The following is a 16,399-nucleotide window of genomic DNA, read 5'->3' as shown; positions in this document are numbered from 1 at the left end:
GAGGTCGAGCGCACCGGCGGCGATCACGGCAATGCTCACTCCGCGTCGAGCGACTCCCGCATGCTCACAGCCAGGGAGCCGATGAGCTCTTGATCCCCGCGGACGCCGGGTTCGAACGGCAGCCGCAGGCGGTCCTTGCTCTTGTCCCGGTAGCGCGGAATCACATGCATGTGGAAGTGGAAGACCGACTGCCAGGCATCGGCACCGCAGCAGTTGAGGAGATTGACTCCGTCCGCATCCCACGCCGCATAGGCGTGCTTGGCGATGCGCTGAGACTCGAGCGCCACCGCCGCCAGGTCGTCTCCCGGGATGTCCCGCAGATCAGTGCTGTGCCGTTTCGGCACGACGAGCAGATGCCCGTCCGACCCGGGCTGGATGTCCATGAACGCCAACGTCGCTTCGGTCTCGGCGATCGGCGCACTCGGTGCGTCACCCGCGACGATCTGGCAGAAGATGCAATCGCTGCTCATGAGTTCCGGCTCCTCCCCCGCGGTGAGTTGGCTGGGCCCTACGGCGTTCGGCCCGGGCCCCTCAGATCACAGAGGCGAGCCCTCAGACCATGATGGCGAGGACGACGTTCGTGTCCTGGCCCTCCCAGCGGCCGAGCAGCAGACCGGCGTCGGACTTCTCCGCCGGCGAATCGGGCGACAGGCGGTAGAGGATCTCGACGTCGCCGGAGCCCGGCAGCGGTCCCGTCCCGAAGGCGTGGGCCACGTGGGTGATCTCTTCGCCCTGGTTGCCCTCAGCGTCGACGCGGTACTGCTTCGCTGCGGTCGACGCGGTGGCGATGGTGTGGTCGAGGCGCTGCCGGAACAGCGGATCACCCATTCCGGCGTAGACCCACCGCTTGCCGAGCACCGAATGCTCCATATTCGCCACGAATGCGTCGTCGGCGCCTTCGAGCGGTTCTCCACGGTAGGTCAGCGGCACCTGCAGCAGCTGGTCGCCGCTCTTCACGATGTGGATCTCCATGCCCACTTCGCCGGCGGGGTCGTCAAAGCGATACGCGGTGACGGCCTCGAGCGGGTTCGCCGCGAGGTCGAGCTCGGCGACCCAGTCCTGCTTGGCTACCCAGTCGGTGACGACGTCGAGTTTGCCGGGGTTGAGCTGAGCTGCGTAGATATCTGCCATGGCATGTCCTCCTGGAATCTGTCTGACGTCGGCGTCAGGTGTGGCTGATGGTGGCGAGGCTCAGGCCTTGCGGGTGCCGGGGATCCATTCTCCGTCCACGACCTCGTAGTCGGCGAAGACCGCCGGAGCCTCCTCGCGCATGACCTCACCGATCTTGTTGAAGATCAGGCGGATCTCCTCTTCGGCGCCCTTCGCAGTGCGCATCTCGACGACATGGCGCAGAGAGCGCAGGTTCGCGGTGTAGACGATGCCGGTGGCCAGCCCCTCGGGGGCGAAACGACGCATGAACGAGGTCATGTGCTTCTTGTGCGAGAACTTCGTGCCCTCCTCGTCGAGCTCGAAGTGCTCGGCCATCCACTTCTGGTGCTCCTCGAGGGTGTCGAGGACCTGAAGGCTGCGTTCCATGAGTTCGGGATCTTCGCGTGCCCACTCGGGGAACCAGAACGGGATGTCGGTGAGGCGGACGTATCGCAGCGATTCCTGCGAGAACGCCGACCCCGCGCGGTGGCGGATGAGCTCGTGGGTGAGCACGCGCGAGACGTTGTGGAGGACGAAGGTGAAGTTCGCGTGTTCGAGCACGGATCCGTGCTGAGACTTCACGACATTGCCGAGGTACTGCGCGGAATCGGTGCGCACGCGGGAGACGTTCGGGTTGAGGCCCGGCTCCCACGAGCGGTAGCACATGCGTCCGGAGAACTCGAGGAGATCCTCGGCGTCGGGAGATTCCGCATCTTCGACCCGGTCCGCCCAGGAGGTTCCGCCCACCTCATCGAGGTAAGTCCTCATCGCCTCCCAATCGATATTGGGCTTGGCGAGCAGTTCAACGGACGGTTCGACCTGGCGCATGGCTCTCCTTGTGCAGGGGACGTGATTGGTTCCCAATCCTACAGACCGCCGCCGCCTGGATGGCCACCCGTCCGTCTCGAAACTCTTCTCGATTCGTCAGTCAGCGATGGCAGCCGGGGAGCTCTCGCCGTTCATTCCTCGGCGGCCCGCGGCCGTGCGTGGTCGTTCAGGGTCCGGAGTCGGCCGTATTCGTCGACTGAATACGCGGCTGCGCCGTCGGATTCCACCATCACCGAGGTGGCCGCACCATCGACGTAGACGACCGCAGCATGGTCGTCGATGGCGGTTCCCGGGCCCGGCAGGCTGCCGTCGGCGATCCATTTCCGAAAGGAGGCTTCCCGGCCGGGTTCGCCGTGGAGATGCGGGCAGGCGCTCCCCCGCAGAAATCCGAGTCCATCGTCCAACGGCGCCAGCGGACCGAACGAGTCCGTCGACGATGCCTCGAACCAGCAGTTCGCTCCGGCGCTGATGCCGGCGAGGATCGTGCCGCCGGCAGCCGCCCGGCGCATGACCCCGTCGACTCCGTGCCGACGCCACAGGCTGAGCAGGTTCGCCGTCGACCCGCCGCCGACGTAGATGAGATCCATGCCGAGCAGCATCTCCGGATCTTGGTAGTCCCACGGAGCCTGCCCGAACAGGGAGAGGACATGGGTTCGTGCCCGCGCCTCGAATGCCGCTTCGAACCGTTCGATGTAGTCGCGGCTGTCGCCGGATGCCGTCGGGACGAAGCAGACATGCGGGAGGTCAGATGCGGTGCGTCGCCGACTCGCCATCAGCAGAAGCTCGTCATCAATGCCCGATTCCCCCGTCTCGGACATCGAGAACCCACCGCCGCCGAGAGCGACGATCGTGCCGCGGAACTGCTCGACCGCCTCGGCGATCGGGCCGGAGCCCGCGGTCACGGCACTCGGTGCGTCCACTTCTCGGTTCCGAACTTCTCATCGACGAGTTCCTGTGCCCGCTTCAGCTCATCCTCGGTGTAGGTGCCGTAGGTGGCTCCATAGCGGGTGGCGAAGGTGTCGGCCATGACATCGATGATGTCCTTGCGTGCCTCACCGGTCTGGCTCCGCAGCGGATCGACGCGCTTCTTCGCACTCGCCACTCCTTTGTCGGAGATCTTCGCTTCGCCGATGCGCAGCACCTCGACCATCTTGTCGGCGTCGATGTCATAGCTCATCGTCGCGTGGTGGAGCAGTGTGCCGTCGCGATTGCGCTTCTGTGCGGCACCGCCGATCTTGCCTCCGGTCGAGGAGATGTCGTTGATCGGCTTGTAGAACGCCTCCACACCGAGAGTCTTCAGCGCCGCGAGCACCCACTGGTCGAGGAACACATACGACTCCTCGTAGTCGAGACCGGCGACGAGGGCAGGCGGGACGAACATCGAGTAGGTGATGCAGTTGCCGCCTTCCATGAACATTGCTCCGCCTCCGGAGATGCGACGGACCACCTGCACGTCGTACATGTCCACGCCTTCGGGGCGCAGTTCGTTGACGTAGGACTGGAAGGCGCCGATGACGGTGGCGGTGTCCTCCCATTCCCAGAACCGCAGGGTCGGCTGCCGACGACCTGCCGCGACCTCTTCGAGCAGCACCTGATCGAGCGCCACATTGAGCTGAGTGGGCAGCACCTCTCCGCGGATGACCTGCCAGTCGAAGTCGGTGAAGTTCGCGGCCGAGCCGAGGGCGCGACGCACGACCGTGGCGATATCGGCGGTGGAGAAGCCGTGCATCGCCAGGTCCGAACCATATCCGGCCAGGGCCTCGTCGAGGCGGCCGCGCAGGGCCGCATTGTCGGCGGTGACGCTGGCGCCGACGAGTGCCGGGGCAAGGTCGAAATAAGCTTCCTCGGGTTCGAGGAAGAAGTCACCGGAGATCTTCACCTCGGTAATCGTCTTACCGTCGGTGGTGACATCGGCGACGACGAGTTTGCCGCCGATGACCTTGTATTCGCCGTGGAAGTGCTGTGTCTCGTTCGTCATATCTGCCAACCTACTCCCCTGTCAGCGCGTTCCACATGAACCGGTAGCTCAGCGCCCGGGTGAACGCGGTCTGCTCATTGTCCGAAGCCGCGGAATGACCGCCTTCGGTGTCTTCGAAGAACCACACGTTCTCGATACCCTGCGCCTGCATCCGGGCGGCCATCTTCCGCGCCTGCACCGGTCCCACCCGGTCATCCGACGTCGCCGTCCAGAACAGCACCGGCGGATAGTCCTGTCCGCCCTCGAGGAGGTGGTAGGGCGAGAAGTGTCTGATGAACGCCCAGTCCTCGGCCACGTCCGGGTCGCCGTACTCGGCCTTCCATGAATAGCCGGCGCTGAGCTTCGTGTACCGGGCCATGTCCAGCAGCGGAACTCCACAGGAGACTGCGCCGAACAGCTCGGGATACTGGGTGAGCATATTGCCGACCAACAATCCGCCGTTCGAACCGCCGGCACAGGCGAGCCTCTTCGGGCTCGTCACTCCGCGGGCGATGAGATCGCGGGCCACGGCCGAATGGTCTTCATAGCAGCGCATGCGGTTCTCTCGCATCGCGGCAGTGTGCCATTCAGGCCCGTATTCGCCTCCGCCGCGGATGTTGGCGAGGACATAGACGCCTCGGCGGCCTGTCGGGATGGTGTCTCCGGTGGTGCTGCGGCTGAGCCAGCCGATGCCGACCACGGGTGAATATCCGGGTGTGCGGCTGACTTCGAATCCGCCGTAGCCGTCGAGCAGTGTGGGATTGTCGCCGTCGAGCACGAGGTCGTCGGATCCGATCTGGAAGTACGGGATCGCCGTTCCGTCAGCGCTGGTGGCGAAGTGCTGCTCGACGCTGAGCCCGTCGGCATCGAACATCGCCGGCGCCGATTTGATCACCTCGGCGGTGGACTTTTCGGAGTCCGTTCCCGCAGCTTCGTCCGAGGGGCCCAGAGTTCCGTATGACAGCGTCGAGGGCGTGAGGAAGCCGGTGCTGACCATCCAGAAGTCGTTGGCGGTGGCCGGGTCGTATTTGTCGACTGCGCCGAGGCCGACCATATGGTTGGCCGGCACCCCGGGCAGGGTGGATTCGGCGAAGTCGTTGTTCAGGTCGAGGACCGTCAGCGTCGACTGCACGTCGGCGAGCAGCTCGAGGACGAGGTAGTCGCGGGTGAAGGTGAAGGACTGCAGCGAGGTGCGGGCGTCCGGGGTGAAGATCACGCGCGGAGTGATCTCTCCTGCCTTGACCGCATCGATATCGGCGATAGCAAGGCCGCCGGCGGCCACCTCGGTGGTGGTGGACTGCCACGTCGACTGCGGACGGAAGAGCACGAGGTCGCGGTCGAAGCCGACCTCGACGTCGGTGGGAACGTCGACTCGGTTGAGCGCGTCGGCCCAAGTCGTCGGTTCGACCGACAGCGTCCCGTCTGCGCCGGTGATGTCGGCGAGGTCGAGGAAGCTCATCGTCGAGTTGAAGAAGTCGATGGCGTCGATGATGACTGCGCGGTCGGTGGCCGCGGTGTCGGGGCGGATGTCGCTGCCGACGAAGATCGCCACATGGTCGCGTGGGACTTCGGCGACGATCGGGGCCTCGTCGAGGCTCTGACCGCGGCGGAGCGCTCTGGCTTGGCGAGGATACGACGAGGTCGTCAGTGAGTCGGCGTCGGTCTCGGTGGCGACGAGGACGGTGTCATCATCGAGCCAGGCCAATCGTGTCTTGGCGGCGGGGATGTCGAAGCCGCCGTCGACGAAGGTGCGGTCATCGAGGTCGAATTCGCGGACTCGGTGGGAGTCGCCTCCGTCCGGGGACAGGAGGACGAGGGCGCGCCGATTGTCGCTGCGCCGGACCATCGCTCCTGACCAGACCCAGGCGGTGTCTTCCTGTGCCGCCAGTTCGTCGAGGTCGAGCAGCACATCCCAGTCGGGTGCATCCGTGCGGTAGCTCTCCCATGTGGTGCGTCGCCACAGACCTTTCGGGTTGGTCCTATCGCGCCAGAAGTTGAAGAAGTGGTCGCCGCGTTTGGTGACCATCGGAATGCGGTCGTCGGAGTCCAGCGCGGTGCGCAGTTCGCCGGAGATGGTATCGAAGAGGTCGTCGTGGAATCGGTCGAGGGTCTCCGCGTTCTGGTTCTTCACCCAGGCGATCTGCTGCTCGCCGGAGATGTCTTCGAGCCAGAGGTTTTCGTCGTCGGGCAGTTCGGCACTCGTCGTCGGGGCCGCTGTCGGTGAGTCTTCTTCGCGCATTCTCCCATCCTAGTGACCGCCGCTGAAACAGCCACGTGGTGCCGCGGACGAGGAATTCGTCTGACGTGCAGTTCTCACCGCGGGCTGCGGAACATGACCAGGCCGGGCTGCCCGTTGGGGGCGTCGGGGCCGTGTCCGAGTTCTGCGAAGCCGAGTTCTTCGTAGAGGCGGCGTGCCGGACTGTCGATATCGTCGGTCTGCAGCCAGCAGCCGCAGTGTCCGACCTCTCCGATCCACGTTTGAAGGGTGCGCCGTCCCGGGCCTTGTTCGCGCTGCTTCGGGTCACGGGCGAGCAGGTTGAGTGCGAAGGTCGATTCGAGTTCGGTCGAAGCTTCGCCGAGGCGGCTCTGCAGTTCGAATGCCCACGGATACTTCTGCTCCTCCCACCTCCAATGGTGGCCGTAGGCGAATGAGCTCAGCCGCCCGTCGGGCTGGGTCCGGGTCAATGTCATGAGGGCCTGTCCCTTGCGGACGGAGACGTCGTAGACATCGGCGAACAGTGCCGCAAACCTCGGGTCCTCGTTCAGCGGCGGCTCGGCGGCAGCGGCCCCATAGAGCGCTTCGACCTCGCTGCGGGGTGGCAGGACACCGCGGATTCCCGGCCCCGAGGGCACGCCCTGCCACAGTGGACCCATCCCCGCCGGCATCCCCCACACGATTTCGACCGTGGGGTCGTCCGCGTGGCCGGACCGCGCGCAATGGCCGGCGGGCGACGGCTGCCCGGTGAGGTCGTTCATGACTATCACCATAGTCTCGTCATGGAGCGGGCAGTTGAACTTTCGGTGGCCACTTGCCGTCGTCGCAGCAGACTCGGTTCACAGCGCGGCAGACTCGGCTCACAGCCTGCGTCTGTGTTCGAGGATTGCGGCGCGGAGAAGTTCTTCGGTTGGGCTCATCGGCCGTTCGTCGGCATCGACGATGTCGATTCCGACACTCGACCCACCGATATCGATGGTTGCCGGCTGCGAGGTCCGGCGAACGTATCGCCATGGGATCATCACCGAAAATTCGGAATCGGCACGCGGCGGTACAACGCGGGCTTCGTCATCCAGCGCTCCGGCACAGTCGCTGTCACTCGGCGGTGCGGCGCGAGCCCCGTCGACCGGAGTCGCGGCGCGAGCCTCGTCGCCCGGAGTCGCGGCGCGAGCCCCGTCGACCGGTGTCGCCGTCCTCTCTGCCGCTGCTTCCCCGGTGTCTCGTCCCGGCTCGGGACCATGCTGTCGGCCGGGAAGTTGCTGCCGTTGCCGATCATGCTGCTGATCAGGAGGATCCTGTTCGCCGGGGCCATGCCTCGCACCACGACTGTCGTCCTGACCAGAGGCGCATCCGGGATCGGGACCGCTGAGGGGTTTGGTTCGGGTCCTGTAGTGGTGACCGGTCGGTGTGATGACCTCGAGGGCCTCGGCTGTCGCCTGATGGCGCCACCCGCTGAGTTCCTTGAGATAGTTGCAGGCGGCGCACAGTCCAGAAGAGTTGTCCCAGTCCGTTTCCCCACCGGCAGCGGCCGCGTCGACATGATCGGCGTGCTGGATGGGTGCCTCGCACCAGGGCGAACGGCAGACGTCGTCGCGGAAGACGACCATGCGTCGAAGCAGCCCGGAGAATTCCCTGCGGCGGGAGTCCATCCGCACGAGCTGACCGTCTTCCGGCCGCGTGTACAGCCTGCGGATGAAGGTGGCGGCCTCGTTCTCGGCAACGACGTTCCTGGCGGCTTGGGCCGGGATCGGGCCGACCCCGGGGAACCATGCCGATTCTTCTCCGGGCCCGAACAGGCTGCTGTCCTGCATGATGAGGTGGACTTCGGTGGGCACGGCCGCAGCGGCAGCCTGCCCGGTCAGTCGCTCGACCAAGAGATCCGCAGCGATCTGATTCTGACCACGGCCGTCGGCCTTGCCGGTGGCGGTCACGGTCTGGGCCGACTTCTTGAGATTGGCGAATGCGGCAACGGCCTGCGACATCGGCAGCAGAGCAGTCAGATAGGCCATGTTTCCCGGTGCCGGACGCACGCTGACCGAGCGCTCTTCGACACAGCGTTCGAGGTGGTCGACCGCTGCCTGCTGGTCGAGCTTCTGTGCCAGGGCCCTCACCTCGTTGCCCAGTCGTCTGACTCCCACCTCGGCCAGGCGTTCGGCCATCCGCTCGTCGAGCTCGTGCTTCTTCTCCCGCGGCAGCCAGTCGGATTCCTTGGCGACAGTGCGTGCCTTCTCCTCCGAGATGTCTCCGCCCTTCATCGCCGAGTAGACATTGGGCAGGTCCAGGAGCAGGGTCCGTGAGAATTTGAGCAGCGCGTTGCCGCGGTGTCGGGAGACCTTTCTGGCCAGGCCGATCTCCGCGCCGACCCCGAGTCCCTGCTTCGTGCTCGGGACACCGTCTTCGGCCTCCCGATTCTTTCGGTGCATATCGAACGTCAGGGTTTCGCGGGCCTGTGCGGCGGCGCATGCGGAGGTCAGTTCCTCAAGAGCCGTGATGCGATCGATCGCTTCTTCCTCGGTCGCGGCAGGAGGCATTTCGGACAGGCTGTCGCGCCACCGAAGGATCTCGGTGAGTGCGTCCGGAACCTGCTTTGCCTCCATGTCCAGAACACTACCTGGCGGCACTGACACGACATTTCCCGAACGTATCTGCCCTGGTCAGACCACTAGTCAGCTCAATTCTTCACCGGTCGTCTCTCGTGCCATGAAGCTCATCAGAACCACGGCGACGACGACTAGAGCTCCGGTGAGGACGAACGTCAGGGTCAGGCCGAGCACCGGCCACATGAACGCGCCGAACACGATCGGGGCGATTCCCGTGGCCAGACGCGACGCCGCAGAAGCCCAACCGAAACCAGAACCGCGCAGTCGGGTCGGGTAGAGCTCGGAGACATAGGTGTACAGGGTCGGGATCGCGATCTGGATGACGAAGCCGAAGCCGATGATGGCCGCTTTCGCCGTCCAGTTGAGTTCGGCACCGGAAGCTTCGATGAATACGGCAGATCCGATCAGGAGGATCGCGGCCACGATCGCCGAGACTCCGAGCACCCATTTGCGACCGAATCGTTCGACGATGAGCGCGCAGACGATCACGCCGAGGATGCCGACCGCGGTCATCGACCCGGTGACGAGGAACGCCGCCTGATCGGCCAGCCCCTGCTTCTTCAGGATTCCGGGCAGCCATGTCAGTGCCGCGTAGTAGACAAGGAGGACGGAGACGAAGAGCGACCAGGCGACGAGGGTCGTCTTGGCTGAGTGCTGCCACAGCTGCACGAGCTGACCGCTGGCCGCTCGCAGCTGCCCGCTGACTCTGGGCCCCGCGTCCGAGGTCGGCGTCGTCTGCGACGCGGCGGGGCTCGCCGTGCTCCGATCCGCGTCGGGCTCAGCCGTTGCCGGGGCTGCATCGTCACCGGCCGCCGGCGTTGCGGCAGCCTCGCCGACCGGTTCATGGGTCCACTCGGTGACGTCGGCGCCGGTGCGCTCGACCAGTCGTCTGATGATCGCGTCGGCTTCGGCGTACCGGCCGACCGAGGCGAGATAGAGAGGTGATTCAGGAATCCCGAAACGCACGGCGACGGTGAGCAGGGCGGGAACGATCATGACGAGCATAATCAGCCGCCAGTCCCCGAAACCGAGCAGATAGGCGGAGACGAACGCACAGAGCGAGGCGCCGATCGGCCACCAGCCGTCCATGGCGGTGAGCACGCGTCCGCGATGTCGGCTGGGCGTGAACTCCCCGACGAGGGCGTAGTCGACAGGGATGCATCCGCCCAGACCGAATCCCGCGAGGAAGCGGAAGAGGATGAACCAACCATATGCGGGCGCGAATGCTCCGGCGACCGTGAAGATCGAGAAGACGAGCAGAGTGAGAGTGAACGCCTTCTTCCGCCCGATGACATCGGCGATGCCGCCCCAGATGAAGGCACCCAGTGCCATGCCGATGAGATTGGCGGTCGCAATCCATGCGGCCTGGCCGAGGCTGAGACTCCAATAGTCGCTGAGCAGCGGAATGAGGAATCCGTTGAGAGCGACGTCCCAGGCGTCGAACATGAAACCGAGCCCGCCGATGATGAAGATGGCACCCTGGGTGCGCCACTTCCATGGCAGGTGAGCGATGACTTCGGAGGCTGTCGGAATCGACGCCGAGGTGGTCGTGTGCACGAGGCCACAGTACCGCAATTTACGCACAACTGAGTAAAACGTCCGCCGGCGCAATGGATAGCGGGTGGGCAACAAGGGACAACGGGTGAACGACGCGCGGAAAGCAGAAGGCGGGCCGCCGCGAATCACTTCGCAGCGGCCCGCCTCAAGAGCGTGCCCGGCTGACGTCCAGATCAGACACTGACGTCCAGTTCAGACAACGCCCGCCAGGCCAACGACGCCCATCGAATCAGGCCAGGCGCACCAGCCAGTTGTTCGTGTCCTCGACCCGTCCGTACTGGATGTCGAGCAGCGTCCTGCGCAGCTCCATGGTCTTCTCACCGGCCTCTTCACCATGGTCGATGGTGAAGTCCTCGCTGACGAGCTTGCTGATCGGCGTGATGACGGCAGCGGTGCCGCAGGCGAATGCTTCGACGATCTCGCCGCTGGCCGCACCCTCACGCCACTCCTCGATGGAGATCTGACGCTCTTCGGCCTCGAGTCCGAGCTGCGGTGCCAGTTCGAGCAGCGAACGACGGGTGACGCCGTCGAGGATCGAATCGCTCAGCGCCGGAGTGAGCAGCTTGCCGCTCTTCGTCACGAGCATGAGGTTCATGCCGCCGAGCTCGTCGATGTACTTGTTCTCGACCGAGTCGGTGAACAGCACCTGCTGGCAGCCCTTTGCGGCCGCCTCGTTGGTCGCCACCAGCGACGATGCATAGTTGCCGCCGCACTTGGCGAAGCCGGTGCCGCCCGCGCCGGCGCGCTTGAGCTTCGGCGAGAGCCAGATCGACACCGGCTTGATGCCGCCGGAGAAGTAGGGACCGGCCGGCGATGCGATGGCGTAGTAGTCGACTTCATGGCTGGCCCGCACGCCGAGGAACCGCTCCGTGGCGATCATGAACGGCCGCAGGTACAGGCTCGACTCATCGGCGTCCGACTCCGGCGTCGGAACCCAGGCCTGGTCGAGGCTGACCAGCTGCTTGAGCGAGTTGATGAAGTCCTCTTCGGGCAGCTGCGGCAGCGCGAGACGCTCGGCGGAGCGGTTGATGCGCGCGGCGTTGCGCTCGGGTCGGAACGTCCATACCGAACCGTCGGCATGACGGTAGGCCTTGAGCCCCTCGAAGATCTCCTGGGCGTAGTGGAGAACAGCGGCTGCCGGGTCGAGCAGCAGCGGCCCGTACGGCCGGACCTCGTGCCCCTGCCAACCGTCGTCGACCGTGTAACGGATGTGCGCCATATGGTCGGTGAAGTACTGGCCGAAGCCGGGATCCTTCTTGATGTTCTCGCGCACCAGCTCGGGTTGCGGCTGGAGGTTCTTAAGAACGGTGAAATCTGTCATGAAAACTCTTTTCTCACTTGTGATGAGTGACACTTTCAGGGTAGTCCATCACCCCGGCGCTCGTCGCACCGGGGTGATGTCGTCAATCCTGAAATCGGGTGTCGCTCGGTTGGGTTCATCCTCGCAGAGGTGACCCCATCGTCACCCATCCGCCCCTCGCCGAGGCGGTCGACCACGCCGACCGCGGCTTCCGGTCAGCCGAGGCGTGCCGCAATCGCGTCGCCCACCTCGGAGGTGGACCGCTTCGTTCCGTCGCGCTCGGCGAGGTCGGCTTCGACGGCCGTCTCGATCGCCTTGGCCACGGTCTCGAGTCCCAGGTGGGAGGCCATGAGCGCCCCCGAGAGGATCGACGCGGTCGGGTCCGCGATCTGCTGGCCGGCGATGTCCGGAGCCGAACCGTGGATCGGTTCGAACAGGCTCGGCGCCGTCCCTTCGACATTGAGGTTCCCCGAGGCGGCCAGACCGATTCCGCCGGTGACCGCGGCTGCGAGGTCGGTGAGGATGTCCCCGAAGAGGTTGTCGGTGACGATGACGTCGTAGCGCTCGGGATTCGTGACCATGTAGATCGTGCACGCATCCGTGTGCTCGTAGTTGACGGCCACCTCGGGGAATTCCTGCCCGACCTTCTCGACCACGCGACGCCACAGGTGACCAGCATGGACCATGACATTGTGCTTGTGCACGTAGGTGAGCTTCTTGTTCCGCGCCTGAGCCCGGGCGAAGGCGTCGCGGACCGCACGCTCGACGCCGTACCAGGTGTTGACCGAGACCTCGGTCGCGACCTCCTGCGGGGTGCCCGTGCGCACCGATCCGCCGGATCCGGTGTACGAGCCCTCGGTGCCCTCGCGGACGACGACGAAGTCGATCTTTCCGGGATCGGCCAGCGGGCTGGTCACTCCGGAGAACAGCTTCGAGGGACGCAGGTTCACTGCATGCCCCAGCCCGAAGCGCATCTTGAGGATCACTCCGCGCTCGAGCACTCCGGAGGGCACGGACGGATCCCCGCAGGCGCCGAAGAAGATGGCATCATGTCCACGCAGCGACTCGAGCTCGTCGTCGGTGAGCGTCTCACCGGTCTCGTGGTAGCGCTGGGCGCCGACCTTGTAGTCTGTGAGCTCGAGCTCGACGGGCTCGCCTGACACCTCGATGGCGCGGCGGAGGACTTTGAGGCCTTCGGGGACGACCTCGTTGCCGATTCCATCTCCGGGCATGACTGCGATTGAGAACTTCATGCCCACAGAATACGACCCCATCTCACGATGCAACTGCGGCGTCTTACAATGTGAACCATCGTCACCGGCGCTCATCGGCACGGAGGCTGAGCGACGTCAGCCACCCGAAAGCGGCCCCCTGCCCCAACGGGCCGCGCCTGCCCTTCCCGGGACAGATCCCGCGATCCGTGTGCGGTCATGAACAATTTCACGTCTCAAACCCTGATTCCGGCTACACATCCGGCGCCGCAGGGACGAAGATGGATACAGCACCCCAAACCCCGTGGGGGCCACGCCGAAACTGCCCCGAGAGAAAGTCGATCATTGACCGAGACCATCCGCAACGCCCGTGCCGCAGCTCTGCCCGCCAAACTCTCCCGGTCCTGGCTGCTCGTCAACGCTGCGAAGGAAGAGATCTTCACTCCCGCGCAGACGTCGGAAGCGGACTCCGTCATCTTCGACCTCGAAGCGTCCGTCGCCGACGACAAGAAGCTCGAGGCACGTGACAATGTCGTGCGCGCACTGAAGAACGGAATGTCGGCCTGGGTGCGCATCAACAAGATGGAATCCGAATTCTGGGACGATGACCTCGCCGCGATCGCCATGTTGCCCGGTCTGCGCGGAGTCATGCTCCCGGAGACCGAACGGCCCGAGCAGGTCTCCTACACCGCGATGCGTGCGAAGGCGGGCCTGCCGGTCATCGCACTCCTCGAATCGGCGCGTGGAGTGGAGAACGCCACGAAGATCGCCGAGGCGCCCGGCACCTTCCGCCTGGCCTTCGGCACGAACGACTTCCGCAAGGACACGGGCTTCTCCGGCGATCCGATGGCCCTGGCCTACGCCCGTTCGCGCCTGACGATCGCCTCCCGCATGGGCGGACTGCCCGGTCCCATCGACGGACCGTCGGCCGCCGATGCCGATGATGAGAAGGTCTGGGCCGATGCCGAGGTCACTCACATGATGGGCATGACCGGAAAGCTCGTGCTCACCGTCGACCAGGTCAACACCCTCAACGAGGCAATGAGCCCGAGCGAGGACGAACGCGATTGGGCCCGCCAGATGCTCGAAGCCGCCGAAGGCGGATCCGAGATCACCGACGGCTCCTACCTGCCCCGCCTGGCCCGTGCGAAGAAGATCGCGTCCCTGGCTGACACCTACGGCCTCTGGAACGCTTGAGCCGACAGCCGTCCTGGCTGCTGTGGGCAACACTGCCCGCCGTCCTGTTCATCATCGCCTTCGGACTGTGGCTGCACCTCGAACGCATCGGACCCACCCCGATCGATCAGGCCTGGCTGGAGCTCGTCGGCCTCACTGAGGGCTCGGTGCCGTACTGGATCGCCGTCGTCCTCGCCGAGGTCGGCGGCGGGACCGGTGTGGTCATCTGCACCACGCTGCTCACGGGCTTCTTCATCCTGCGCAGACGCCTGCGCTCGGCGATCGTCCTCGTCACGACGATGCTCGCCGGCATCGCCGCCTCGGAGATCCTCAAGGCCGTCGTCACCCGCCTGCGCCCCGGCGATCAGCTCTACGAATCCTTGGGCTTCTCCTACCCTTCGGGACATTCGATGGGCGCTGCCGCACTGGCCATGAGCCTGGCGATCATCGCCTGCCGCCGCCATCAGCTGCGCGGATCAGTCGCCCAGGCAGCAGAAGCTCAGGCACCGAGGATGGGCTTCTGCTGGTCATTCCTCCTCGCCGCCGTCTGGATCCTCGCCATGATGTGGTCGCGGACCGCGCTCCAGGTCCACTGGCTCACCGACACGATCGCCGGCGCCTTCATCGGCATCGCCGTCGCCGTTCTCGTCGACGAGTTCTGGACCCTGACAGCACAGAGGACCCGCTCACCCCGCTTCGCTCTCTGGCTTGCGGGGTGAACGGGTCGTCCGGCGTGAGGGTCTCAGTCCTCCTGGAGTGAGACGCCGGTGAAGGCCGAGGCGTTCACGGCACCGGCCACAGCCTTGACGACCTCGTCCGAGACGACCGAGTCCACGGCCAGGACGGACAGCGCCTCGTTGCTCGTCGACGCGGGCGAGACCTGCATTCCGGCAATGTTGACGTTGTTCGCGCCGAGTGCCAGACCCAGCTGACCGATGATTCCCGGACGATCCTCGTAGCGGAAGATGAGCAGGTTGTCCGTCAGCTCGATCTCCAGCGAGTAGCCGTCGACCTCGGTGAGCTTCTGCACGAGCTTCGGACCGGTCACGGTGCCCGACACCGAGATGCGCTGCCCGGTGCTCGTCGTCGCGGTCAGGCGGGTGATGTTGCGGAACGATTCGCAGTACGGATCCGTGACGAGTTCGACGCCGATTCCGCGCTCTTCGGCCAGCAGCGGAGCGTTGACATAGGAGACCTGGTCGGACACGACGTCCTTGAACAGGCCCTTGAGCGCGGAGAGCTTGAGGACGGAGACGTCCTTGTCGGCGATCTCGCCGTTGACCTCGACCTTGAAGTGCGTGACCGAGGAGTCGGCCAGCGCGTTGACGACCCGGCCCAGACGCTCGGCCAGGGGAATGCCCGGACGCACATCCTCGTGGATGGCACCGCCTGCGACATTGACCGCGTCGGGGACGAGTTCCCCTGCCAGAGCCTTGCGCACGGACTTCGCCACGGCGACGCCGGCCTTCTCCTGTGCCTCATGAGTCGAGGCGCCCAGATGCGGGGTGACGTTGACGGCGTCGAGATCCATGAGCGCCGAGTGCTCCGGCGGCTCGACGTTCCAGACGTCGATTCCGGCGCCGCCGACCTCACCCTTGGCCACGGCCTCGGCCAGGGCCGCCTCGTCGATGATGCCGCCGCGGGCGACGTTGATGAACCGGGCGCCGGGCTTGGCGGCTTTGAGCTCCTCGGTGCTGATCATGCCGACCGTCTCCGGCGTCTTGGGCATGTGCACGGTGACGAAGTCGGACACGGCGAGCAGGCCGGGCAGGTCGAGGACCTCGACGCCCATCTGAGCCGCACGAGCCTGAGTGATGTAGGGGTCGTAGCCGACCAGACGCATGCCGAAGGCCTTCGCGCGCTCGGCGACGAGTCCGCCGATGCGGCCGAGGCCGACGATACCCAGAGTCTTCTCGTAGAGTTCGACGCCGGTGTACTTCTTCCGGTTCCACTCCCCCGCCTTCAGCGAGGTGTTGCCGGCGCCGAAGTACCGCGCGGATCCCAGAATGTGGGCCATCGTCAGCTCGGCTGCGGAGATGATGTTCGACGTGGGAGCGTTGACGACCATGACACCCGCCGAGGTGGCTGCGGGCACATCGACATTGTCGAGTCCGACTCCGGCACGGGCGATGACCTTGAGGTTGTTCGCAGCGTTGATGGCTTCGGCGTCGACCTGCGTGGCCGACCGGACGAGGATCGCATCGGCGTCCGCGATGGCGGGCAGGAGCTGGGATCGGTCGGCGCCCTCGGTGTGACGGATCTCGAAGTCTCCTCCGAGAGCTTCGATGGTGGCCGGTGACAGTTCTTCGGCGATGAGCACGACGGGCTTGGGCACTGATTTCCTCCTGTTGCGTCCGGGACGCGTCCACCTTATGAGACTTTCAGGAATCCTTCACAAGGTCTCAG

14 protein-coding genes are annotated in these 16,399 nt (G+C 65.4%); 2 read left to right on the top strand and 12 right to left on the bottom strand.

The window, feature by feature from the left end; all coding sequences use genetic code 11:
* Window positions 1-35 precede the first annotated feature (35 nt).
* From BLIN9172_RS02050 to BLIN9172_RS02000, 11 genes are all read right to left on the bottom strand, one after another.
* Window positions 36-470, bottom strand: a complete 435-nt coding sequence (locus BLIN9172_RS02050) for an HIT family protein (protein WP_101553636.1) — start codon at window positions 468-470, stop codon at window positions 36-38.
* An 82-nt stretch (window positions 471-552) separates the two neighbouring features.
* Window positions 553-1,131, bottom strand: coding sequence for a maltokinase N-terminal cap-like domain-containing protein (locus BLIN9172_RS02045; RefSeq protein ID WP_101553635.1), 579 nt, complete (start codon window positions 1,129-1,131; stop codon window positions 553-555).
* A 60-nt stretch (window positions 1,132-1,191) separates the two neighbouring features.
* Complete coding sequence (gene thyX, locus BLIN9172_RS02040; protein ID WP_025779438.1) at window positions 1,192-1,977, bottom strand: FAD-dependent thymidylate synthase; 786 nt, start codon at window positions 1,975-1,977, stop codon at window positions 1,192-1,194.
* Window positions 1,978-2,108: 131 nt separating this feature from the next.
* Window positions 2,109-2,897, bottom strand: coding sequence for a Type 1 glutamine amidotransferase-like domain-containing protein (locus BLIN9172_RS02035; RefSeq protein ID WP_240811920.1), 789 nt, complete (start codon window positions 2,895-2,897; stop codon window positions 2,109-2,111).
* A complete protein-coding gene (gene lplB / locus BLIN9172_RS02030; RefSeq protein ID WP_101553634.1) occupies window positions 2,876-3,955 on the bottom strand; it encodes a lipoate-protein ligase small subunit in 1,080 nt (359 codons plus the stop codon). Before lplB ends, BLIN9172_RS02035 begins: the two co-directional genes overlap by 22 nt.
* A gap of 10 nt (window positions 3,956-3,965) precedes the next feature.
* On the bottom strand, window positions 3,966-6,173 hold the full coding sequence (locus BLIN9172_RS02025; protein ID WP_101553633.1) for a prolyl oligopeptidase family serine peptidase: 2,208 nt from the start codon (window positions 6,171-6,173) through the stop codon (window positions 3,966-3,968).
* A 74-nt stretch (window positions 6,174-6,247) separates the two neighbouring features.
* Window positions 6,248-6,910 (bottom strand): N-acetyltransferase, encoded by a 663-nt coding sequence (locus BLIN9172_RS02020; protein ID WP_240811919.1) that lies wholly within the window; start codon window positions 6,908-6,910, stop codon window positions 6,248-6,250.
* 99 nt (window positions 6,911-7,009) lie between these two features.
* On the bottom strand, window positions 7,010-8,746 hold the full coding sequence (locus BLIN9172_RS02015; RefSeq protein WP_101553632.1) for a DUF222 domain-containing protein: 1,737 nt from the start codon (window positions 8,744-8,746) through the stop codon (window positions 7,010-7,012).
* Window positions 8,747-8,815: 69 nt separating this feature from the next.
* Window positions 8,816-10,306 carry an MFS transporter gene (locus BLIN9172_RS02010; protein ID WP_101553631.1) on the bottom strand — a complete coding sequence of 497 codons (1,491 nt, stop codon included), beginning with the start codon at window positions 10,304-10,306 and terminating at the stop codon, window positions 8,816-8,818.
* Between the two features lie 229 nt (window positions 10,307-10,535).
* Complete coding sequence (locus BLIN9172_RS02005) at window positions 10,536-11,627, bottom strand: branched-chain amino acid aminotransferase (protein WP_101553630.1); 1,092 nt, start codon at window positions 11,625-11,627, stop codon at window positions 10,536-10,538.
* A gap of 194 nt (window positions 11,628-11,821) precedes the next feature.
* Window positions 11,822-12,859 (bottom strand): 3-isopropylmalate dehydrogenase, encoded by a 1,038-nt coding sequence (locus tag BLIN9172_RS02000; RefSeq protein WP_101553629.1) that lies wholly within the window; start codon window positions 12,857-12,859, stop codon window positions 11,822-11,824.
* A 303-nt stretch (window positions 12,860-13,162) separates the two neighbouring features.
* On the opposite strand from BLIN9172_RS02000, the gene BLIN9172_RS01995 reads away from it, so the two are divergent.
* Window positions 13,163-14,014, top strand: coding sequence for an HpcH/HpaI aldolase/citrate lyase family protein (locus tag BLIN9172_RS01995; protein ID WP_101553628.1), 852 nt, complete (start codon window positions 13,163-13,165; stop codon window positions 14,012-14,014).
* On the top strand, window positions 14,011-14,712 hold the full coding sequence (locus BLIN9172_RS01990; protein WP_101553627.1) for a phosphatase PAP2 family protein: 702 nt from the start codon (window positions 14,011-14,013) through the stop codon (window positions 14,710-14,712). Before BLIN9172_RS01995 ends, BLIN9172_RS01990 begins: the two co-directional genes overlap by 4 nt.
* A gap of 23 nt (window positions 14,713-14,735) precedes the next feature.
* Here BLIN9172_RS01990 and serA read toward each other — a convergent pair whose 3' ends face one another.
* A complete protein-coding gene (gene serA, locus BLIN9172_RS01985; RefSeq protein WP_101553626.1) occupies window positions 14,736-16,328 on the bottom strand; it encodes a phosphoglycerate dehydrogenase in 1,593 nt (530 codons plus the stop codon).
* Between the last annotated feature and the right edge of the window lie 71 nt (window positions 16,329-16,399).

The organism is Brevibacterium linens ATCC 9172 (assembly GCF_900169165.1).
Lineage (GTDB): Bacteria > Actinomycetota > Actinomycetes > Actinomycetales > Brevibacteriaceae > Brevibacterium > Brevibacterium linens.
The sequence above is the reverse complement of the archived record's forward strand: the minus strand, read 5'-3'. Positions and strand labels throughout refer to the sequence as shown.

What these genes read in the sequence shown, in the direction of transcription:
- lplB (WP_101553634.1), bottom strand. Translation starts at nt 3,955, where the DNA reads ATGACGAACGAGACACAGCACTTCCACGGCGAATACAAGGTCATCGGC.
- BLIN9172_RS02025 (WP_101553633.1), bottom strand. Translation starts at nt 6,173, where the DNA reads ATGCGCGAAGAAGACTCACCGACAGCGGCCCCGACGACGAGTGCCGAA.
- BLIN9172_RS02000 (WP_101553629.1), bottom strand. Translation starts at nt 12,859, where the DNA reads ATGAAGTTCTCAATCGCAGTCATGCCCGGAGATGGAATCGGCAACGAG.
- BLIN9172_RS02015 (WP_101553632.1), bottom strand. Translation starts at nt 8,746, where the DNA reads ATGGAGGCAAAGCAGGTTCCGGACGCACTCACCGAGATCCTTCGGTGG.
- thyX (WP_025779438.1), bottom strand. Translation starts at nt 1,977, where the DNA reads ATGCGCCAGGTCGAACCGTCCGTTGAACTGCTCGCCAAGCCCAATATC.
- BLIN9172_RS02005 (WP_101553630.1), bottom strand. Translation starts at nt 11,627, where the DNA reads ATGACAGATTTCACCGTTCTTAAGAACCTCCAGCCGCAACCCGAGCTG.
- BLIN9172_RS02050 (WP_101553636.1), bottom strand. Translation starts at nt 470, where the DNA reads ATGAGCAGCGATTGCATCTTCTGCCAGATCGTCGCGGGTGACGCACCG.
- BLIN9172_RS02045 (WP_101553635.1), bottom strand. Translation starts at nt 1,131, where the DNA reads ATGGCAGATATCTACGCAGCTCAGCTCAACCCCGGCAAACTCGACGTC.
- BLIN9172_RS02020 (WP_240811919.1), bottom strand. Translation starts at nt 6,910, where the DNA reads ATGAACGACCTCACCGGGCAGCCGTCGCCCGCCGGCCATTGCGCGCGG.